17 protein-coding genes are annotated in these 19,958 nt (G+C 58.6%); 12 read left to right on the top strand and 5 right to left on the bottom strand.

The genetic code is table 11. The features are described from left to right. Positions 1-6 precede the first annotated feature (6 nt). Positions 7-1,110 (bottom strand): enoyl-CoA hydratase/isomerase family protein, encoded by a 1,104-nt coding sequence (locus ACJO5Y_RS17465; RefSeq protein ID WP_406989008.1) that lies wholly within the window; start codon positions 1,108-1,110, stop codon positions 7-9. A gap of 121 nt (positions 1,111-1,231) precedes the next feature. On the opposite strand from ACJO5Y_RS17465, the gene ACJO5Y_RS17460 reads away from it, so the two are divergent. Continuing rightward, a complete protein-coding gene (locus ACJO5Y_RS17460) occupies positions 1,232-1,564 on the top strand; it encodes a c-type cytochrome (RefSeq protein ID WP_406989007.1) in 333 nt (110 codons plus the stop codon). A 36-nt stretch (positions 1,565-1,600) separates the two neighbouring features. Here the strand turns inward: ACJO5Y_RS17460 and ppnN are convergent, their stop codons facing one another. Continuing rightward, positions 1,601-2,983 carry a nucleotide 5'-monophosphate nucleosidase PpnN gene (ppnN, locus tag ACJO5Y_RS17455; protein ID WP_406989006.1) on the bottom strand — a complete coding sequence of 461 codons (1,383 nt, stop codon included), beginning with the start codon at positions 2,981-2,983 and terminating at the stop codon, positions 1,601-1,603. A gap of 160 nt (positions 2,984-3,143) precedes the next feature. Between ppnN and thiI the strand changes: the two genes are divergently transcribed. Further along, positions 3,144-4,598 (top strand): tRNA uracil 4-sulfurtransferase ThiI, encoded by a 1,455-nt coding sequence (thiI, locus tag ACJO5Y_RS17450; RefSeq protein WP_406989004.1) that lies wholly within the window; start codon positions 3,144-3,146, stop codon positions 4,596-4,598. 3 nt (positions 4,599-4,601) lie between these two features. On the opposite strand, the gene ACJO5Y_RS17445 is transcribed toward thiI, so the two are convergent. Further along, complete coding sequence (locus ACJO5Y_RS17445; RefSeq protein WP_406989003.1) at positions 4,602-5,618, bottom strand: histone deacetylase family protein; 1,017 nt, start codon at positions 5,616-5,618, stop codon at positions 4,602-4,604. Between the two features lie 181 nt (positions 5,619-5,799). On the opposite strand from ACJO5Y_RS17445, the gene ACJO5Y_RS17440 reads away from it, so the two are divergent. Together ACJO5Y_RS17440 and uvrD are read left to right on the top strand one after the other, a co-directional pair. Continuing rightward, positions 5,800-7,254, top strand: a complete 1,455-nt coding sequence (locus ACJO5Y_RS17440) for an NAD-dependent succinate-semialdehyde dehydrogenase (protein ID WP_406989002.1) — start codon at positions 5,800-5,802, stop codon at positions 7,252-7,254. Between the two features lie 240 nt (positions 7,255-7,494). Beyond that, the gene (gene uvrD / locus ACJO5Y_RS17435; RefSeq protein WP_406989001.1) at positions 7,495-9,660 is read left to right on the top strand and encodes a DNA helicase II; all 2,166 of its coding nucleotides are present in this window, start codon (positions 7,495-7,497) and stop codon (positions 9,658-9,660) included. Here uvrD and modA read toward each other — a convergent pair. Then, positions 9,657-10,406: a molybdate ABC transporter substrate-binding protein gene (modA, locus tag ACJO5Y_RS17430; protein ID WP_406989000.1), complete on the bottom strand. Its 750-nt coding sequence runs from the start codon at positions 10,404-10,406 to the stop codon at positions 9,657-9,659. The genes uvrD and modA overlap by 4 nt on opposite strands. 297 nt (positions 10,407-10,703) lie before the next feature. Here modA and ACJO5Y_RS17425 point away from each other — a divergent pair, with 297 nt between their 5' ends. From ACJO5Y_RS17425 to arsJ, 3 genes are read left to right on the top strand one after another with little or no spacing between them, the layout of a single operon-like run. Further along, positions 10,704-11,468 carry a metalloregulator ArsR/SmtB family transcription factor gene (locus ACJO5Y_RS17425; protein WP_406988998.1) on the top strand — a complete coding sequence of 255 codons (765 nt, stop codon included), beginning with the start codon at positions 10,704-10,706 and terminating at the stop codon, positions 11,466-11,468. Positions 11,469-11,513: 45 nt separating this feature from the next. Then, a complete protein-coding gene (locus tag ACJO5Y_RS17420; protein WP_406988997.1) occupies positions 11,514-12,518 on the top strand; it encodes an ArsJ-associated glyceraldehyde-3-phosphate dehydrogenase in 1,005 nt (334 codons plus the stop codon). A gap of 1 nt (position 12,519) precedes the next feature. Beyond that, positions 12,520-13,716: an organoarsenical effux MFS transporter ArsJ gene (gene arsJ / locus ACJO5Y_RS17415; RefSeq protein ID WP_406988995.1), complete on the top strand. Its 1,197-nt coding sequence runs from the start codon at positions 12,520-12,522 to the stop codon at positions 13,714-13,716. A 62-nt stretch (positions 13,717-13,778) separates the two neighbouring features. Here arsJ and ACJO5Y_RS17410 read toward each other — a convergent pair whose 3' ends face one another. After that, complete coding sequence (locus tag ACJO5Y_RS17410; RefSeq protein ID WP_406988993.1) at positions 13,779-14,183, bottom strand: acyl-CoA thioesterase; 405 nt, start codon at positions 14,181-14,183, stop codon at positions 13,779-13,781. A 194-nt stretch (positions 14,184-14,377) separates the two neighbouring features. Between ACJO5Y_RS17410 and ACJO5Y_RS17405 the strand changes: the two genes are divergently transcribed. The 5 genes from ACJO5Y_RS17405 (at position 14,378) to phoU (ending at position 19,900) form a co-directional block, all read left to right on the top strand. Further along, complete coding sequence (locus ACJO5Y_RS17405) at positions 14,378-15,427, top strand: substrate-binding domain-containing protein (RefSeq protein WP_406988992.1); 1,050 nt, start codon at positions 14,378-14,380, stop codon at positions 15,425-15,427. A gap of 150 nt (positions 15,428-15,577) precedes the next feature. Then, a complete protein-coding gene (gene pstC / locus ACJO5Y_RS17400) occupies positions 15,578-16,966 on the top strand; it encodes a phosphate ABC transporter permease subunit PstC (protein ID WP_406988990.1) in 1,389 nt (462 codons plus the stop codon). Next, a complete protein-coding gene (pstA, locus tag ACJO5Y_RS17395) occupies positions 16,959-18,236 on the top strand; it encodes a phosphate ABC transporter permease PstA (protein WP_406988989.1) in 1,278 nt (425 codons plus the stop codon). Before pstC ends, pstA begins: the two co-directional genes overlap by 8 nt. Positions 18,237-18,301: 65 nt before the next feature. Next, the gene (pstB, locus tag ACJO5Y_RS17390) at positions 18,302-19,144 is read left to right on the top strand and encodes a phosphate ABC transporter ATP-binding protein PstB (RefSeq protein ID WP_406989181.1); all 843 of its coding nucleotides are present in this window, start codon (positions 18,302-18,304) and stop codon (positions 19,142-19,144) included. Positions 19,145-19,177: 33 nt separating this feature from the next. Beyond that, the gene (gene phoU, locus ACJO5Y_RS17385) at positions 19,178-19,900 is read left to right on the top strand and encodes a phosphate signaling complex protein PhoU (protein ID WP_406988988.1); all 723 of its coding nucleotides are present in this window, start codon (positions 19,178-19,180) and stop codon (positions 19,898-19,900) included. Positions 19,901-19,958 lie beyond the last annotated feature (58 nt).

Below are 19,958 nucleotides of genomic sequence, written 5' to 3'. Positions count from 1 at the left end.
TGGCGATTATTCCAGCTTCATCGGATCGGTCTCGTCATCCCACTCCGGGTGGAAGTGTGCGTCGATCACTTCCTCCGGCACCTCCTGAAGCGTGTTGAATGACCATCTGGGGTTGTGGTCCTTGTCCACCATCCGTGCCCGTATGCCCTCCGGCAGATCCGGGCGACGGGTGCATTCGGTGGCCATCGCCAGTTCCATCCGGAAGACGTCCTTGAGCGGCATCTGTTGCGCGCGTTTGAGCTGGTGCCACACCAGCCACATGGACACCGGGCATCCGGTTCTCAGGTTGTGGACAGCGCTTTCCCACCAGTCGCTGTTGATGTCCGCCGAGATCAGGCGGTCGACAATGGCGGCCAGGTCATCACCCGCACCCAGTCTGGCGATGGCCTGTTCATGGTTCGCCAGTTCGCCGGAGCCGAGGGACCGGTAATCCACACCATCCAACTGGTTGAGCAAGCGGAACAGCCGGTTGTCGTCCGCTGCCGACTCACCGGTCCAGCGTTCGTTCTGCAAACGCTCCAGCAGGGAGGTTTGCTCTTCCGGACGAACCACCATATCCGCCAGACCGACCCGAATGGCATCGGAGGCGTTCAGCCGGCATCCGGTCAGCCCCATGAACAAACCCAGTCGCCCGGGCAGACGATTGAGGAACCAGCTGGCGCCCACATCGGGGAACAGGCCAATGGCTATTTCCGGCATGGCCATGGTGACGTCCGGAGTGATCAGCCGGTAACGACAGCCGCTCAGCAGGCCCAGGCCTCCGCCCATAATCACTCCATGACCAATGCCGATCACCGGTTTCGGGAAGCGATGAAGGGCATAGTCCAGCCGGTATTCACGGGCGAAGAAGTCCGCAGCGCGGACGGACTCATCGGTGTTGGTCATGGCGTCGTATAACTGACGGATGTCACCGCCAGCGCAAAAAGCCCGGCTCCCTGCGCCCTGGAGGGCTACCAGTGCAATCCGGTCATCGTTGGCCCAGCGGTCAAGAGTGTTCTGGGCGGCATCGATCATGTCGCCGGAAAGCGCGTTCAGGGTGGCGGGTGAATCCAGGGTGATCAGGCCGATGCGGCCTTCCAGGCATTCGAGTTCTTGGGCCTTTATGGGCATTTTCGGGTCTCCGCATTGCCTTGACCTAACGCATTTGAGGTTTGAAGGCTCTGTGCTATAAGTTCACGCAGTTTGATGGCTGTCGGACGCCGTATATAAAAACGATGAGAGGGTAAAATTAATGAGTTTGAAACACTATACCATTGCCGGTTTGTTTGCACTTGGTGCCATGGCTCCTGCCCTGGTTTCCGCCGCCGATGCGGAAGCGGGCAAGGCCAAGGCTGCCGTCTGTGCGGCTTGTCACGGCAAAGACGGTATTGCCGCCATTCCGGGGTATCCGAACCTGGCGGGCCAGAACGAGCAGTACCTGGTGTCAGCCCTGGAAGCCTACAAGAACAAGCAGCGTTCCGGCGGTCAGTCAGCCGTCATGCAGGGCCAGGCGATGGGCCTGAGTGATGAGGACATCGCCAACCTGGCGGCGTATTACGCCAACTTGCCCGCAGGTGGCGAGTAATCACGGGTAATACCGCAGGGTTCTCAGCGGGCCGGTTCAGGCCGCCCCGCTGACAATCCGGTAGCTGGGTTTGTAGCAACTGGAACCGGGCAGTTTCATCCGGTCCTGAGCCACGAACTGCTCAAGCATGGCTTCCAGGGGCTTGATCAGATTGGGGTCACCGGAAATTTCAAACGGCCCCTTTTGCTGAACCTGTCTGATACCACTTTCCTTGACGTTCCCCGCCACAATGCCGCTGAAAGCCTTGCGCAGGTTGGCGGCGATCATGTGCACCGGCTGGTCCCGGTGCAGTTCCAGTGCCAGCATGTTTTTGTGGTTGGGTTCGAAGGGGAGCTGGAACACCGGATCGATTTTCAGCATCCAGTTGAAGTAATAGGCATCCTGCATTGCGCGGCGGAAGGTTTCCACCTCTTTCATGCCGTCCTTCATGGTTTGCGCCACCCGCCCCGGATCATCGATGATGATCTGATATTTGCTGGCGGCCTCGTCACCCAGGGCATTGCGGATGAAATTGTCGATCATCTCGAAGTATTCGGCGTTTTCCTGCTGGCCGGTGAAAACCACCGGGAAGGGCAGGTCTTCATTGTCCGGGTGCAGGAGAATACCCAGCAGATAGAGAATTTCCTCGGCAGTACCGACGCCGCCAGGGAAGACAATGACGCCATGGCCGGTGCGCACGAAAGCTTCAAGGCGCTTTTCGATATCCGGCATGATCACCAGTTCGTTGACGATCGGGTTGGGGGCCTCGGCGCCGATAATGCCTGGCTCGGTCAGACCGATGTAGCGCCCGTTCTTCACCCGTTGCTTGGCGTGACCAATGGTGGCGCCCTTCATCGGACCTTTCATGGCGCCCGGGCCGCAACCGGTGCAGATGCTCAGCGCCCGCAGGCCGAGTTGATGCCCCACTTCCTTGCTGTACTGGTATTCCTGCTGGTTGATGGAGTGCCCGCCCCAGCACACCACCAGATCCGGGAGACGACCGGCCTGCAGGACCCGGGCATTGCGCAGGATGTGAAAAATCAGGTTGGTGATGTCTTCGGGGTCGTCCCGCCGAAAGCCGGCCGCTGACTGTGGAATCGAGTAGGAATAGATAATGTCCCGCAACACCGAGAACAGGTGCTCGCGAATGGCCCTCAGCATTTCGCCATCCACGAAGGCATGGGCCGGGGCGTTCACCAGTTCCAGTTTCAGGCCCCGTGGCTGCGGTACCAGACGGACGTCAAAGTCCGCATGAGCTTCCATCAGGGTCTTACAGTCATCGGTTTCAACGCCGGTGTTCAGAACCGCCAGGGCACACTGACGGAAGAGTCGGTAAAGACCACCTTCACTCCTGTCTTTCAGTCGGTTGACTTCGTGGTTGGAAAGAATCTCAAGGCTGCCCTCGGGTGACACCAGGGCATTGATGGTCGGTTCGGTCATGAACAGTATGGCTCCTGAACATTGTGCGGAATGGATGTCATGGTCGGCCCTGCGGGTCGGTGATTATAGTGTTACGGCAATGCCTGATTTTGAGGCATCCGTCAAAACCGTTAGACTAGGCCTATTCTTTCCAATACGCCACCCGACAAAATTCTGATTTATGAAACTCCTGATTCGTCCTGCGGCGGAAGTCGCCATTAAAAGCAAACCTGTACGTCGCCAGCAAATGCGGCACCTGCGCCAGAACATCCGCAAGGTGCTGTCGCGTCAGGACAGCGACATCCAGGTGGATGGCAGCTGGGACCGTGTGACCGTGGAAGTCCCTGATGGCCGGGGACTGTCCAGCGTGGTCATTGACGAATTGATGCGCATCCCGGGTATCTCCACGATCCAGGAAATAGCCGTGTTCCCGTTTGTCAGTATGGACGATGTGGCGGACAAGGCCGTAGAGGCGTTTGCCGAGCGTATCAACGGCAAGACCTTTGCGGTTCGGGTGCGGCGTCACGGAAAGCATGACTTTCGCTCCATTGATCTTGAGCGGCATGTGGGGGGCGCACTGGTGCAGGCCTCCAGTCCGCAGGGCGTGAACCTGAAGGCTCCCCAGGTAGAGGTCCGTATCGAGATTCAGGATGACCGCTATCACATCGCCCACCGCAAGCACCGGGGCCTGGGTGGCTATCCCCTGGGTAGCGTGGAAACCGTGATGACGCTGGTTTCCGGCGGGTATGACTCATCCGTGGCCGCCTACCTGATGATGCGCCGGGGCCTTCGCAACCACTTCCTGTTCTTCAACCTGGGCGGCACGGCCCATGAGGTGGGCGTTCGCCAGGTGACGCATTACATCTGGGAACGCTACGGGTCCTCCCATGGCGCCAAGTTTATTTCCGTGCCCTTCGATGGCGTTATCGGCGAAATCATGCGCTCGGTCAATCACCGCCACTGGGGCGTGGTGCTCAAGCGCCAGATGCTGAAGGCGGCATCGGACATCGCCCGGCAGAGCAATGCCGTGGGTCTGGTGACCGGTGATGCGGTCGCCCAGGTGTCCAGCCAGACCCTGACCAACCTCAATGTGGTGGATCGCGCCAGCGATGAGGTGGTGTTGAGACCGCTGGTCTCCATGGACAAGGAAACCATCATCCGGATCGCGAAGGAGATCGGCACCGAGCCCTACGCCCGTACCATGCCGGAGTACTGCGGTGTGATTTCCCAGAAGCCGGCTACCCGGGCGAAACTGCATCGGGTGGAGGAAGACGAGGCTGAAATGGACGCGACGGTCCTGCAGCAGGCGATCGACAGCCGTGAAGAAACGCCGGTTGCCCGTCTGCTGGAAACCACCACCACGCCGGAAGAGGTGGAGCTGGTGCATACCCCGGACGTCAACGACGTCATCATCGATGTGCGCCATCCGTCCGAGGGGGAGCAGTCACCCCTGACGATGACCAACAACGAAGTGCTGCAGATTCCTTTCTACGAGCTGAATCAGCAGATCGAATCGTTGCCTCAGGGGAAGCAGTACCTGCTGTACTGTGACCGTGGCACCATGAGCCGGATGCACGCCGGCCACCTGAAGGCCGAGGGGCATACCAACATCAAGGTGTATGCCCCGGCGTCCTGATCGTTACCCTTCAATACCCTTGAAGAACTGCTGAACGTTGGTGCTCAGGGTGTCCAGGTCATAACCGCCTTCCTGCACCACCAGGGTGGGAAGGCCGGTCTGGCGAACATGGGTGCCGATGCGCGAAAAGCCCTCGGATGAGACGGACACCTTGGCCTGGGGATCGTCCTTGTAGATATCAAAGCCCAGGGTCAGCACCAGTGCATCCGGCTGGAACAGGCGGATGGCCGCCAGTGCCTCATCCAGTTTGTCGAAGAAATCCTCTTCCGACGAACCATGGGGCATCGGCATATTGATGTTGTAGCCGTAGCCTTCACCTTCCCCCCGCTCGTTCTCGAACCCGCTGACCACCGGATAGAAATTGGTCGGGTCGCCGTGAATCGAGATGTAGAGCACGTCACTGCGGTCGTAGAAGATTTCCTGAATGCCCTGGCCGTGGTGCATGTCCGTATCGAGTATCACCAGGCGCGGGAACCGGCTTTTCATGTGTTCAGCGGCAATGGCGGCGTTGTTGAGGTAACAGAAACCGCCAGCGGCGTCCTTGCGGGCGTGATGCCCCGGTGGGCGGCACACGGCATAGGAGATCCGCTCTCCGGCGATCAGGGCATCGGCGGCGCCCAGCGCGGTCTGCGCCGACCAATAGGCCGCAGACCAGGTATTGGCGCCGATCGGACAGCTGCCATCCGCCATGTAACGGGCCGCCTCGGCAAGAATGCCCTTCATGGCGTTGGGGGAGCGTACGAAGATATTGGACATCACCTCATCGCCCCAGTCATCGGGAATCTCCATCCAGCGGCGGTGAGCTGACTCCAGAAACCGCAGGTAGCCCAGATCATGAACCCTGGAAATCGGGCCCGCGCCCTGGTCTGCCGGCTGCAGCACCGGAACACCCATGGCCTTCAGACCATCCAGCATCTGAACGGTGCGGTCGGGCACTTCCTGAGGCTGGCGCATCTGACCACGTGTAAAGTAAGTCTTGGGAATATGCTGGTCCTGAGCAGGGTGGAAAAATGCTTTCATTTGCCGGCCTCCTGAATGGGTTACTCTCCGAGTATAGGCGCAGAAACCAAGTGGTCAAAACACCTTAGTCTTACTTTACAGCCCGTGTTTCTGCATCCACTATGAGAGTCATGCTGCTGTGATGCAAACACCAACGGAACCCTGCTTTTCGACCGTTAATCATTGAATGAGAGGAGCCGAGATGATCGAGTCACCCCTGCTTGAAAAGTTGACTGGCTATATCGGCGGTCGCTGGTCTGATTCTGCCGAAGGTCACACGTTTGACGTCTACAACCCCGCGACGGGCAAAGTCATTGCCAGCCTTCCCTCCATGCCCGAGGCGGACGTGGTGGCGGCGGTGGAAGCGGGTAAATCCGCGCTTAGGCTGACCAACCCCTACCCCCTGGAAACTCGCCGCCGGTGGCTGGAAGGCATCCGCGATGCGTTGAAGGACAACAAGGAAGAAGTGGGCCGCATACTGTGCATGGAACATGGCAAGCCGCTGAAAGAAGCCCAGGGCGAAGTGGATTATGCGGCCGGTTTCTTTGATTACTGCTCCAAACACATCCAGGCATTGGACGCCCACACCCTGACTGAAAAGCCCAAGGACTGCACCTGGACCGTTCACTATCGGCCCATTGGCGTGGCTGGACTGATCACGCCGTGGAACTTCCCCATCGGCATGATCGCCAAGAAGCTGTCCGCCGCCCTGGCCGCCGGCTGCCCATCGGTGATCAAGCCGGCCAGTGAAACCCCGCTGACGATGATCGCCCTGTTCAGCCTGATGGACAAGCACGTGGAGCTGCCCGATGGCATGGTCAATCTGGTGATGGGCAAGGCCAGCGTCATTGGCAAGGTGCTGTGCGAAAGCCCCGATGTGCCGATGCTGAGCTTCACCGGCTCCACCGAAGTGGGCCGCAAACTGGTTATCGATACCGCCGAACAGGTCAAGAAACTGGCCCTGGAGCTGGGCGGCAACGCGCCGTTTATCGTATTCGATGACGCCGACCTGGATGCCGCCGCCGACAACCTGATCGCCAACAAGTTCCGCGGTGGTGGCCAGACCTGCGTCTGCGCCAACCGGATCTTCGTCCACGAGAAAGTTGCCGAGGCCTTTGGTGAGAAACTGGCGGAGCGGGTCAACAAGATGACCGTGGGCGACGGCCTGACCGAAGATGTGGATCTTGGCCCGCTGATCAACAAGGCCGGGTTCGACAAGGTCAAACGCCATCTGGAGGATGCCCTCGAGAAAGGCGCAGGTCTTGTGGCCGGTAAGAAGCCGGAGGAACTTGGTGAAGGCCATCTGTTCTTCCCGCCGACCGTGATAACCGACGTTAACCGGGACATGTGCTGCTACCGGGAAGAAACCTTCGGCCCACTGGTGCCCATGGCACTGTTCCGCACCGAAGAAGAGGTCATCGAAGCCGGTAACGACACCGAGTTTGGACTGGCCTCTTATGTGTTCACAAACGACGCCGAACGTGCCCAGCGTGTCGCAGCTGGCCTGCGTTTCGGTCACGTCGGCTGGAACACCGGCACCGGCCCCACGCCCGAGGCGCCGTTTGGTGGCATGAAGGCATCCGGTATTGGTCGTGAAGGGGGGCTGGAAGGCCTGTTTGAGTTCGTGGAAGCCCAGACAGTTCCCAGAGGCTTCTGATAGAAAAGCATTCTCCCGAGCTTGATAAGCGCGAGGGAGGGCCCCTTTCCGGGACTATGTGTGGCCAAGGATGGCCACACCTAAGCGCACAGGGATGTGCTCGTAGCGTGTCCCGGAAAGGGGCCCTCCCTCGTGCGACCCACCAAAAGAAAGAGGGCTATCCAAGGCCCACCGGCAAACCCCGTTTTCTCCTGTTATAATCCGATACCTGTTCATTTAACCAGTAGCGACCGAATCTCTATGGATGTCTCCCACATAATCGACGCCCTCAACGACGCCCAACGCGAGGCCGTGACCGCACAGAACGACCACCTGCTGGTGCTGGCGGGTGCCGGCAGCGGCAAGACGCGGGTGCTGGTGCACCGGATTGCGTGGCTGATGCAGGTGGATCGGGTGCCGCCAACCGGGATTCTGGCGGTGACGTTCACCAACAAAGCGGCCAGGGAGATGCGTTACCGCATTGAGCAGATGATGGATATCCCGGCCCGTGGCCTGTGGTTCGGTACCTTCCACGGCATTGCCCATCGCCTGTTGCGCTCGCACTGGCAGGACGCCGGGTTGCCGGAGAATTTTCAGGTGCTGGACAGCGACGATCAGTTGCGGCTGGTCAAGCGGGTGATGCGGGAGATGCAGATTGATGAGAGCCGCTGGCCGCCGAAACAGGCCCAGTGGTTCATCAACAGCCATAAGGATGAGGGACTGCGGGCGGATCACATCCAGGAGAACCCTGGCGATCACTTCACCTCCACCATGCTGGTTGTCTATCGTCAGTATGAAAAGCTGTGCCAGCAAAGTGGCCTGGTGGATTTCGGCGAACTGCTGCTGCGCTCCCACGAGCTATGGCTGCACCGGCCGGAATTGCTGGCCCATTACCAGAGCCGGTTTCAGCACATTCTGGTGGATGAGTTCCAGGACACCAACACCATTCAATATGCCTGGCTGCAGGTGCTGGCCAGTAACCGGGTGCCGCTGACCGTGGTGGGGGACGACGACCAGTCCATTTACGGCTGGCGGGGCGCCAAGATCGAGAACATCCAGCAATATCAGCGGGATTTTCCCAACGCCCGGCTGGTCAAGCTGGAGCAGAATTACCGGTCCACGCAACTGATTCTGAAAGCGGCCAACTCGGTGATTGCCAACAACCAGGGGCGTCTGGGCAAGGATTTGTGGACCGACGGGCCGGACGGAGAACCGATCAGCCTGTACGCCGCCTTCAACGAGCAGGACGAAGCCAACTACATCGCCGACACCATTTCCGGCTGGGCGCTGGACGGCAACCTGCGCAGTGAATCCGCGATTCTCTATCGCTCCAACGCCCAGTCCCGGGTACTTGAAGAAGCACTGATGCGCCAGGGCATTCCCTACCGGGTCTACGGTGGTTTGCGGTTCTACGACCGCCAGGAAATCCGCAACGCCCTGGCATACCTGCGTCTGGTGCACTACCGCCGTGACGATGCCGCCTTTGAGCGGGTGGTGAATGTGCCGGCGCGGGGTATCGGAGCGAAAAGCCTGGCGGAATTGCGGGAAGTGGCCACGGGCCAGAGTATTTCCCTGTGGGAGGCCGCCGAGCGACTGCTGGAAGCTGGGCTGATGAAAGGCCGCGCCAAGACCGGGTTGCAGTCGTTTATGCAGATCATCAACGACCTGTCGGAGATGGTGGACGACGCCTCCCTGCACGGACTGATGAAGCAGACCATTGAGGCCAGCGGGCTGAAAGACTACCACGCCAGTGAAAAGGGCGAGAAGGGGCAGGCCCGGGTGGAGAACCTGGAAGAACTGGTCAACGCGCTGTCGGATTTTGAGGTGGAGGACGGCGTCGATCCGTTGGCGGAGTTCATCGCCCAGGCGGCGCTGGACGCGGGCGAATCCCAGGCGGAGTCCCATGAGGACAGTGTCCAGCTGATGACGCTGCACTCCGCCAAAGGGCTGGAGTTCCCGCTGGTGTTCCTGGCCGGTGTGGAGGAGGGGCTGTTTCCCCATAGCATGTCCCTGGAAGAGCCGGGGCGCATGGAGGAGGAGCGCCGCCTTGCCTACGTGGGTATTACCCGGGCCATGAAAAAGCTGGTGCTCACTTACGCGGAATCCCGCCGTTTGTACGGGCAGGAGAAGTTCAATGCCCTGTCACGGTTTGTGCGGGAGATTCCGGGGGATTGCATCCAGGAAGTGCGGCTGCGTAATACCGTTAGCCGACCGGCGATGCTGGAGCGCCCCAACGAAAGCCTGTTCAGTCAGGACTCCGCGGCGCAATCCGGCTTCAGCCTGGGGCAGCGGGTGCGTCATCCGAAGTTCGGGGAAGGCATCGTGATGAACAGCGAAGGTACGGGGCATCACACCCGGGTGCAGGTGAATTTCGATGAAGGCGCCAAGTGGCTGGTGCTGGCCTACGCGCCCCTGGAGGCTTGTTAAGGGTTCTCGGGCAACTCGAATCCGTAACGATCCATTATCGCCCGGGTCTGGTCGCTGTTGATAAAATCGGCAAAGCGCCAGGCCAGCTCATTGTCCGCAGCCCGACGCGTAATGATGAAGCCCTGCTTCAGCGGCGAGTGCAGGGTGTCTGGCACCAGGGAATAGCGACCCACCTTTGCCAGTGACGGGCTCAGCACCAGCGACAGCGCCACGATGCCAGCATCGGCATTACCGGTTTCAACAAACTGTGCGGTCTGAGCAATGTTGCTCCCCAGCACCAGGCGCTCCTCGACTTTATCCCAGATTCCTGCAGATTCCATGGCTTCCTGCGCGCGTTGTCCGTAAGGGGCGTGCCTGGGATTGGCGATGGCTATTCGCTTTATATCAGCTCGGGGCAGGTCTGCCAGCGACAGCGGTTCACCCTCTGCGCTGGACCAGACGACCAGTCGGCCAACGGCGTAGGGATAAACCGGAGACGCTGCCAGCCCTGCCTCCTCAAGTCGTTCCGGATAGGCGATGTCCGCCGAGAAATAAAGGTCGTACGGGGCGCCGTGTTTAATCTGCGCATGAAATCTGCCGGAAGAGCCATAAACGACCTTAACGGTCTGGTTGGCGTTCTGCTGGTGAAATTCGTCCAGTATCTCATCCATTGCGAACTTCAAATCCGAAGCGGCGGCCACGGTCAGGTTTCCTGCCCAGGCTGGGGTAATGGTGAATAATGTCAGTAGTAGTGTGCGGATCATCATTGAACTAACACCCCAGAGATAATGACTGCGAGAAGAATCCCGTAAAACGGAAGGTCGCCGTATTGGCCGGCGCAGACAGGTTAGCGCCGGCTCTCGAATACTTCCAGTAACCGGGCCCGGATTGTTGGCACTGTGCACCAGTATCAGGGCACAGCTATCAGCTGCGCTATGCCGCGGGCTGTCTGTTTCTGTCCGGTGGCGGCATTTCCGACCATAGAAGGGTTTACTTTACCGTTTTGTCTACTTAGTATCCGAAATATCAGATATTCATCAATCAATATATGTGGATAATCGAATATGAAGCGTCGGGTTTTGTTTGTCTGCAGCGCCAACAGCGCCCGCTCCCTGATGGCAGAGGCCCTGCTTAAAGACATGGCGGGGGACCGTTTTGAAGTGGCCAGTGCCGGCACCGAGCCAACCCGTCCGAACCCCATGGCATTGCAGGTTCTGGAGGAATCCGGGATTGCGGTGGCTGGTTTGCACAGCAAACGGCTGGCGGATCTGCAGGATGAATCCTGGGATTACGTGATCACCCTGTGTGAGAAAGCGGCCAACGAGTGTGGAACCGTATGCCAGCCGGCCCAGCAAATTGCCTGGGACTTTCCGGACCCGGCGCCTAGCAACCGCCATGCGACTTTTGCCCTGACACTTAAGGAGCTGAAGGAACGGATCGGGCTGTTTACCCTGGTGCACCAGAAGGAAACGGGTCTGAAGTCCCTTGAATACAGCCCGGTGACGGTGTTTCGGGCCCTCGGGGACGAGTTGCGGCTGACTATGCTGATGCTGGTTCGTGACCAGAAAAAACTCTGCGTGTGTGAGCTGACCACGGCACTGGATGCGCCACAGCCAAAGGTCAGCCGGCATTTGGCGACCCTGAAAGATGCGGGATTGCTTGAGACGGAACGCCAGGGCCAGTGGATCTACTACTACCTTCATCCCCTGTTGCCCCAGTGGGTGTTACGGGTGCTGGATGAGACCTCGGACAGCCATACGAAACTGATAGAACAGGAAAAAGAACGGTTGAAGGCCATGCCCGACCGTCCTGTTATCCGGTTTCTCTGAATTCAGCGTGACTCATCGGATTACAGAGCATTCAAGGAGCGCATCATGAGCAAGATCAAAGTCGGTATTAACGGGTTCGGCCGTATCGGCCGCCTCGCCCTCAGAGCCGCCTGGGAGTGGCCGGAGATGGAGTTTGTCGCTATCAACGATCCAGGCGCCGACGCCGGCACGCTGGCCCATCTGCTGAACTTTGATAGCGTGCATGGCCGCTGGAACCACGAAGCGATTGCCGATGGCACGGACATCGTTATTGGCGACCAGCGCATGCGCGTGACCCGCAACAAGACCATCGGGGAGACCGACTGGTCCGGCTGTGATCTGGTGATCGAAGCCAGCGGCAAGATGAAGAAAGTGGATGTGCTGAACACCTATCTGAACCAGGGGGTGAAGCGGGTGGTTGTCACCGCGCCGGTTAAGGAAGCCGGCGCGAAGAACATTGTGGTGGGGGTGAATGACGATATCTTTGATCCGTCCAATGACCGCATTGTTACCGCTGCCTCCTGCACCACCAACTGCCTGGCCCCGGTGGTGAAAGTGATCCACGAAAAACTGGGCATCAAGCACGGTTCCATTACCACTATCCACAGTCTGACCAACACCCAGACCATCATCGATGCGCCCGATAAGGACTTGCGGCGGGCACGGGCCTGCGGCAGTTCGCTGATCCCGACCACCACCGGCTCGGCCACCGCCATTATCGAGATCTTCCCGGAACTGAAGGGCCGGCTGGATGGTCACGCGGTGCGTATTCCGCTGACCAATGCTTCACTGACCGACTGTGTGTTCGAAGTAGAAACGCCGACGGATCGTGACACCGTAAACCAGTTGTTGAAAGAAGCCGCCGAGGGTGAGCTGAAAGATATTCTGGGCTATGAGGAACGCCCGCTGGTGTCCATCGACTACAAGACCGACCCGCGCTCGTCCATCGTCGATGCGCTGTCCACCATGGTGGTTAACGGCACCCAGGTGAAGATCTACGCCTGGTACGACAACGAATGGGGCTACGCCAACCGCACCGCCGAACTGGCGCGCAAGGTAGGTTCTGCCTGAGATGACGACTGCCATCCGACAGTATCTGGTCATCACCGGCAACTACTGGGCCTTTACCCTGACGGATGGGGCCCTGCGGATGCTGGTGGTGCTGCACTTTCACCAGTTGGGCTACTCGCCGCTGGAAATCGCCCTGTTGTTCATCTTCTACGAGTTCTTCGGGGTGGTGACCAACCTGGTAGGCGGCTATCTGGGTGCCCGCATGGGCCTGAACCGCACCATGAATATCGGGCTGTTCCTGCAGATTGTGGCACTGGCCATGCTGGCGGTACCGACGGCCCTGCTCACTGTGCCCTGGGTCATGGCGGCGCAGGCCATGTCCGGTGTTGCCAAGGATCTGAACAAGATGTCCGCCAAGAGTGGCATCAAGCTGCTGGTGCCGGATGAGCAGCAGGGTACCCTGTACAAATGGGTCGCCATCCTCACCGGTTCCAAGAACACCCTCAAAGGTGTGGGCTTTTTCCTTGGTGGTGTATTGCTGATGACAGCCGGCTTCGCGGGCGCGGTGATCCTCATGGCTGTGGCTCTGGGCCTGGTTTGGCTGGCGAGTCTGTTTCTGCTCAAACAGGAGCTGGGCAAGAGCAAGGCGAAACCGAAGTTCAGTGAGATCCTGTCGAAGAGCCGGGCCATTAACGTGCTCTCAGCGGCGCGTATGTTCCTGTTCGGCGCCCGGGATGTGTGGTTCGTGGTGGCGCTGCCGGTGTATCTGCACACGGTGTTTGGCTGGGATTTCTGGAAAGTGGGTGGCTTTATGGCCACCTGGATCATCGGCTATGGCTTCATCCAGACCATTGCACCGCGTATTACCGGTAATCAGGAAGGAAAACACCCCGCAGCGGCCTGGGCAGCAGCCCTGGCGCTGATCCCCGCCGCGATTGCCGTTGGTCTGATGGCGGGTTGGTCACCACAGGTGGTGGTGATCGTTGGCCTGCTGTTGTTTGGCGTACTGTTTGCCATCAACTCCTCCATGCACAGCTATCTGATCGTCAGCTATGCGCGGGGCGATGGCGTATCCCTCGATGTGGGCTTCTATTACATGTCCAACGCCGCCGGTCGGCTACTCGGCACTATCCTGTCAGGCTGGGTTTACCAGGCCTATGGACTGGAAGCCTGTCTGTGGATATCCGCCGGGCTGGTGGCGACGGCGGCGTTGCTCTCACTGCTGTTACCAGAGAAGCGACCGGTGATTGTGGGGTAGTGATAAACACGGGCTATCGAGGCAATAGCGCCTGCGATAACCGTGGGCACAGTCCCGGCTGTTCAACCGTTTTGGTCGGGCACTTCACGAATGCGGCCATGCTCATCAATGGCCACATAGACAAAAAGACCCTCGGTGACTTTGCGGGGGGTGCTCGCCGTGCGGTCCAGAGTCCAGACTTCGACTTTGATTTTCATCGAGCTGCGCCCGATGTCCACCAGTTCGCAATAACAACCCACTTGTGAACCGACCCGCAGAGGAGAGAGAAACTCCATCCGGTCCATGGCCACGGTGGCGTTACGGCCCTGGGAGATTCGCCCGGCGATGGTGGCCGCGGCAATGTCCATTTGTTTAACCAGCCAGCCGGCAAAGACATCGCCGTTGGCATTGGTGTCTGAGGGAAGGGGAACAATCTGGAGAATCAGCTCGCCTTTCGGCGTGGGTTTGTCATCATCGAGCGCTGTCATGGAGCCTGCCTTTTATATTGCCGAGTATTGTTTTACACGCATGTTAACGGCCTGCGGGCAGTCTGCAAGAAAAATTGAACCCTGTGATCTATATTTCAGTAGCTGTAACAAAGTTGTCACAGAGCCCAGTTAGTCTTCACTCATCGGTAGAGCAAATCCGACTATAAAGTCCAAATGAAAAATGGAGACTCAGCGTGATTAAACTGAAAACCGCCCTTACAACTGTGGCACTGGCAGGCAGCATTGCCGCCGTATCCACTCCGGCCATGGCTCGCGATACCATCAACATCGTGGGTTCTTCAACGGTTTACCCGTTTGCCACCGTGGTTGCCGAGCGTTTCGGTCGTAACACCGACTTTCCGACTCCGAAGCTGGAATCCACCGGTTCCGGTGGTGGCCTGAAGCTGTTCTGTGAAGGTGTGGGCACCCAGCACCCGGACATCACCAACGCTTCCCGCCGCATGAAGAAGAGCGAGTTCGATAACTGCCAGGCCAACGGCGTTCAGGAAATCACCGAAGTACGTATCGGCGCTGACGGTATCGTGATCGCCAACTCCAATAACGCCGAGAAACTGGACCTGAGCCTGGAGCAGGTGTTCCTGGCCCTGGCCAAGGATGTTCCGAACCCTGACGGTGGTGACGAGCTGGTCGCCAACCCGTACCAGAAGTGGAGCGAAATCGACTCCAGCCTGCCGGATATGGACATCAGCGTGATGGGCCCCCCTCCGACTTCCGGTACCCGTGACGCCTTTGTTGAGATCGCAATGGAAGGTGGCTGCAAGCAGTACGACTTCATCAAGAAGATGGATAAGAGCCAGATGAAGTCCGTCTGCCACAGCATGCGTGAAGACGGTCCGTTTGTTGAAGCTGGGGAAAACGACAACCTGATCGTTCAGCGTCTGGCTCAGGATCCGGATACTTTGGGCATTTTCGGCTACAGCTTCCTGATGGAAAACGAAGGTCAGATTCAGGCATCCACCATTAACGGTGTAGAGCCGACTCCTGAGTCCATCGCGGCTGAAGAGTATCCGGTCGCCCGCTCACTGTTCTTCTACATCAAGAAGGCACACGTTGGCGTCGTTCCGGGTATTCAGGAATACGTGGCCGAGTTCACCAGTGAAGGCACCTGGGGCGACAACGGCTACCTGGTCGATGTGGGCCTTATCCCGAACCCGCGTGATGAGCGCATGAAGACTGCCAAAGCGGTCAAGGAACTGAAGCCGATGACCGGTAACGAGCTGTAAGGTTCGGCAGAGACACGTCAGGGATGACAAAAAGGAACGCGGGCCGGCAGGTCCGCGTTCCTTTATTACGTTCAGATGAATATTTCTGGCCAGCTTGCTGGCAAAATAGACGCCTTAGCTAACTAATACGCCAACACGACAGAGACTGTTATGCAGACGGCTAACCTTTTGCCCCTTGTTCTGGTTCTCGCGGTTGTTGCCTATGGACTCGCATTCATGCGCTCCAGGGCGGTAGCGGCTCCGCTTGGCGGAATCCGGAACCTCAAGGCGCTTCCATTCTATTACGCAGCGCGGGCTGCCCTCTGGTGCGCGATTCCCGCCCTCGTTGTTCTGGCAGCCTGGGCCGGCTTTGAGGGTAAAGTCATTCAGGGCATCGTTATCGCATCACTGCCACAGGATGTGTGGCCGAAATCCCCCGGCGAAGCCAGCCTGGTACTCTCCCAGATCAGTAACGTGGCTGCCGGCAAACTGAATCCTGATTTTGTGCCGGAGCATATCGCCGGGGCTGCTGGCCTACTGGAGACGCTGCGGGACCAGAGCAAGAACTTCAAGGCGATCCTGGTTGTACTGATCGCCGTGCTGGGGGCCGCCTTTGCGTGGACCCGCGTGGCACCGCACATCAATGCCCGCGAAAGTGTGGAGAAAACCCTCCGCCGGATTTTCTTCGTGTGCGCTGCCGTTGCCGTACTGACCACCGTGGGCATTGTGTTTTCGGTGATTTTTGAAACCGTGCGTTTCTTCGGCAAGGTGCCGATCACCGAGTTCCTGTTTGGCACGTCCTGGAGTCCGCAAACTGCCTTGCGTGCGGATCAGGTGGGCTCGGACGGCGCCTTTGGCATGATCCCCCTGTTTACCGGCACGCTGTTGATTTCAGCAATCGCTCTTTTTGTTGCGGTGCCGATCGGTTTGCTGTCGGCCATTTACCTGTCGGAATACGCCAGCAAGCGCATTCGCTCCACGGTCAAGCCGCTGCTGGAAATGCTGGCTGGCGTGCCGACGGTTGTTTATGGTTTTTTCGCGGCACTGACGGTCGCGCCGTTCATTCGTGATCTGGCGGAGTTGGTCGGGCTGGAGGCATCCTCCCAGAGCGCTCTTGCGGCGGGGCTGGTGATGGGCATCATGATCATTCCTTTTGTCTCATCCCTGTCGGACGACGTTATCAACGCGGTCCCCCAGACCCTGCGGGACGGTTCCCTCGCCCTGGGTGCGACCCAGTCAGAAACCATGAAGAACGTGATTTTCCCGGCGGCATTGCCGGGCATCATCGGCGGCATCCTGCTAGCGGCATCGCGGGCCATTGGTGAAACCATGATCGTGGTGATGGCGGCAGGCCTGGCCGCCAACCTGACCGCCAACCCACTGGATTCGGTAACCACGGTGACCGTTCAGATTGCCACGTTGCTGGTAGGTGACCAGGAGTTCGACAGTGCCAAGACCCTGTCGGCATTCGCCCTGGGCATGATGCTGTTCATCGTGACGCTGGCGCTCAACGTGGTTGCACTCAAAATTGTACGTAAATATAGGGAACAGTATGACTGATCAACGTTCTCAGGCGGAGTTAGTCCGTCAGTCACTGGCGCGCCGGTACCGTAAGGAGCGCCGTTTCCGTCTGTACGGCATTCTGGCCATTTCCATCGCGCTGGCGTCTCTGTTCATCCTGTTTGCCGACATCATCGGCAAGGGTCACACCGGGTTTGTGAAGACAACGATCACCCTCGATGTGACGCTGGATTCCGAAGCCATGTACCTGGATGATCCGACGGATGAAGATCAGATTTCCATGGCGGATTTCGCCGCACCGATTATTGCGGCGCTGCAAGAGCATTTTCCGAATGCCGAAGGTGCGGCGGCCAGGCGCGAACTGGGCCGGATGGTCGGCAGCTACGCAGCCAGCGATATCCGCGATTTACTCGAAAACAATCCGGATTTGCTGAATACCACGCAAACCATGGAGTTCCTCGCGCACGACACGGTGTCGGTTTATGTGAAGCATGCTGACAATCCCAGCTACAGTATCCGCCTGTCGGAGCGACAGCAGGGATGGGTTGACGAATTGCTGGAGAAGGGCGTTATTGATACCGGTTTCAATGATGTGCTGTTCAGCCGGGGTGACTCGCGGGAGCCCGGCAACGCCGGCATTCTGGGTGCTATCGTAGGGTCGTTGCTGACAATGCTGGTTACTCTGGCGATCTCGTTTCCGATGGGGATTGCGGCTGCCATCTATCTGGAAGAGTTCGCACCCCAGAACAGGATCACTGACTTCATCGAGGTCAACATCAACAACCTGGCGGCGGTGCCCTCGATCATCTTTGGTCTGTTGGGTCTGGCGGTGTTTATCGGGCTGTTCGGCATGCCACGTTCGGTGCCGGTGGTGGGTGGTCTGGTGCTGGCACTGATGACCCTGCCAACCATCATCATTTCCAGTCGTGCGGCCATCAAGAGCGTGCCGCCGTCGATCCGGGAAGCGGCCGAAGGTATTGGCGCGTCGAAAATGCAGGTGGTGCTTCATCATGTGGTGCCGCTGGCCATGCCCGGCATGCTGACCGGCTCCATCATCGGTATGGCGCAGGCACTGGGTGAAACCGCGCCGCTGTTGTTGATTGGCATGGTGGCCTTCATTGTCGAAGTGCCGGACGGTTTCTTCAGTTCCGCAACTGTACTGCCGGTACAGATTTACCTTTGGGCAAGCAGTTCCGAGCAGGGCTTTGTCGAGCTGGCCTCCGCCGGCATCATGGTGCTGCTTGCCTTTATGATCAGTATGAATGCATTGGCCATCTGGCTCCGTAAGCGTCTTGAGCGCCGGTGGTAAAGGAGAAAGCTATGAATATGAACGAATCGATTACCAGCGTAGCTGAAACATCGGATGACAGCGCGATGACGTCTCAGGAACCTACCGCCGCCACAAAGCGGGAAGACATTGCGGTTGAAGAGGGCAAAACCGTCGGCGTTCCCTACGCTGACGACCCCAAGTTCAAGCTTCGCAACGTCGAAGTGTTCTATGGCGAGGATCGCGCCATCAAGGACATCAGCCTGGATATCGCCCGTAACGAGGTGATCTCCTTCATTGGCCCGTCCGGCTGCGGTAAGTCCACGTTCCTGCGCTGCCTGAACCGCATGAACGACAGCATTGATACCTGTAAGGTCAAAGGGCAGCTGATGCTGGATGACGATGATATCTATCACTCGAAAAGGGACGTGGTGGAGTTGCGTGCCCGCGTGGGCATGGTGTTCCAGAAGCCGAACCCGTTTCCCAAGTCGATCTACGACAACGTGGCGTACGGCCCGCGCATTCACGGCCTCGCCAACCGCAAATCGGAACTGGATGAGATCGTTGAAAACAGCCTGCGCAAGGCCGGCCTCTGGAACGAGGTGAAAGACCGCCTGGACGCCACGGCAACCGGTATGTCCGGTGGTCAGCAGCAGCGCCTGTGTATCGCCCGCGCCATCGCCGTCAGCCCGGAAGTGATCCTGATGGACGAGCCGTGTTCAGCGTTGGACCCCATTGCTACGGCCCGGGTGGAAGAACTGATTTCCGAAATGTCGGAAAGCTACACCATCGTGATCGTGACCCACTCCATGCAGCAGGCAGCCCGGGTGTCTCATCGCACCGCGTATTTCCATCTGGGGCACTTGGTGGAAGTCAACGAAACCACCAAGGTCTTTACCGCCCCCGAACATGAGCTGACCGAATCCTACATCACTGGCCGTTTCGGCTAACCCGGTCATTGTTGAACATTGGAGAACAGAGCTATGCCAAATAAAAAGGACGACGTATACGGCGATCACATATCGCACAAGTTCAATGATGAACTGATGGAGCTCAAGACCGAGTTCCTGACAATGGGCGGTATGGTCGAATCCCAGGTGGAACGCGCCATCCAGGCGCTGGTCGATAACGACGGCCACCTGGCAGACGAAGTGCGTGCTGGCGACAAGAAGGTCGACCAGATGGAAATCGACATCGATGAAGAGGCGACTTTGATCATCGCCCGCCGTCAGCCCACCGCGCGGGATCTGCGCCTGGTGATTTCGGTGATCAAGATGGTAGCGGACCTTGAGCGGGTAGGGGATGAAGCGAAGAAGATCGCCAAGTTCGCCATCAAGCTTAATGAAGAAGGCCAGGCTCCCCGCGGCTACGTGGAAGTCCGTCACATCGGCAACCATGTGCTGAGCATGCTGCACGATGCTCTGGACGCCTTTGCCCGCCTGGATTCACAGCAGGCGCTGCGGATCATGAAAGAGGACAAGCGGGTTGATGAAGAATACCAGGCAGCCACGCGAACGTTGCTAACGTTCATGATGGAAGACACGCGCAACATCTCACGCTGCATGTCGGTGATGTGGGTGCTTCGTGCCCTGGAGCGGGTGGGTGATCACGCCTGCAACATTGCCGAGAATGTGATTTTCATGGTCAAGGGCGAGGATGTTCGCCATACGCCGGTGGAAGAAGCCGAGAAGGTCGTCGGCCGCTGACTTGGTTCTTTTGGCCGGGCTTGATCAGGCTTGGCGGGAGGGCCGGTGTGCGGTTCGG

It is taken from the genome of Marinobacter alkalisoli (assembly GCF_045449855.1).
Taxonomy (GTDB): Bacteria; Pseudomonadota; Gammaproteobacteria; order Pseudomonadales; family Oleiphilaceae; genus Marinobacter.
This window is presented reverse-complemented; position numbering and strand designations above follow the sequence as displayed.

Bases quoted from the DNA above. Each gene is read 5' to 3' on its own strand.
- ACJO5Y_RS17465 (WP_406989008.1), bottom strand. From the start codon at position 1,110: ATGCCCATAAAGGCCCAAGAACTCGAATGCCTGGAAGGCCGCATCGGC.
- ACJO5Y_RS17460 (WP_406989007.1), top strand. From the start codon at position 1,232: ATGAGTTTGAAACACTATACCATTGCCGGTTTGTTTGCACTTGGTGCC.
- ppnN (WP_406989006.1), bottom strand. From the start codon at position 2,983: ATGACCGAACCGACCATCAATGCCCTGGTGTCACCCGAGGGCAGCCTT.
- thiI (WP_406989004.1), top strand. From the start codon at position 3,144: ATGAAACTCCTGATTCGTCCTGCGGCGGAAGTCGCCATTAAAAGCAAA.
- ACJO5Y_RS17445 (WP_406989003.1), bottom strand. From the start codon at position 5,618: ATGAAAGCATTTTTCCACCCTGCTCAGGACCAGCATATTCCCAAGACT.
- ACJO5Y_RS17440 (WP_406989002.1), top strand. From the start codon at position 5,800: ATGATCGAGTCACCCCTGCTTGAAAAGTTGACTGGCTATATCGGCGGT.
- uvrD (WP_406989001.1), top strand. From the start codon at position 7,495: ATGGATGTCTCCCACATAATCGACGCCCTCAACGACGCCCAACGCGAG.
- modA (WP_406989000.1), bottom strand. From the start codon at position 10,406: ATGATGATCCGCACACTACTACTGACATTATTCACCATTACCCCAGCC.
- ACJO5Y_RS17425 (WP_406988998.1), top strand. From the start codon at position 10,704: ATGAAGCGTCGGGTTTTGTTTGTCTGCAGCGCCAACAGCGCCCGCTCC.
- ACJO5Y_RS17420 (WP_406988997.1), top strand. From the start codon at position 11,514: ATGAGCAAGATCAAAGTCGGTATTAACGGGTTCGGCCGTATCGGCCGC.
- arsJ (WP_406988995.1), top strand. From the start codon at position 12,520: ATGACGACTGCCATCCGACAGTATCTGGTCATCACCGGCAACTACTGG.
- ACJO5Y_RS17410 (WP_406988993.1), bottom strand. From the start codon at position 14,183: ATGACAGCGCTCGATGATGACAAACCCACGCCGAAAGGCGAGCTGATT.
- pstC (WP_406988990.1), top strand. From the start codon at position 15,578: ATGCAGACGGCTAACCTTTTGCCCCTTGTTCTGGTTCTCGCGGTTGTT.
- pstA (WP_406988989.1), top strand. From the start codon at position 16,959: ATGACTGATCAACGTTCTCAGGCGGAGTTAGTCCGTCAGTCACTGGCG.
- pstB (WP_406989181.1), top strand. From the start codon at position 18,302: ATGACGTCTCAGGAACCTACCGCCGCCACAAAGCGGGAAGACATTGCG.
- phoU (WP_406988988.1), top strand. From the start codon at position 19,178: ATGCCAAATAAAAAGGACGACGTATACGGCGATCACATATCGCACAAG.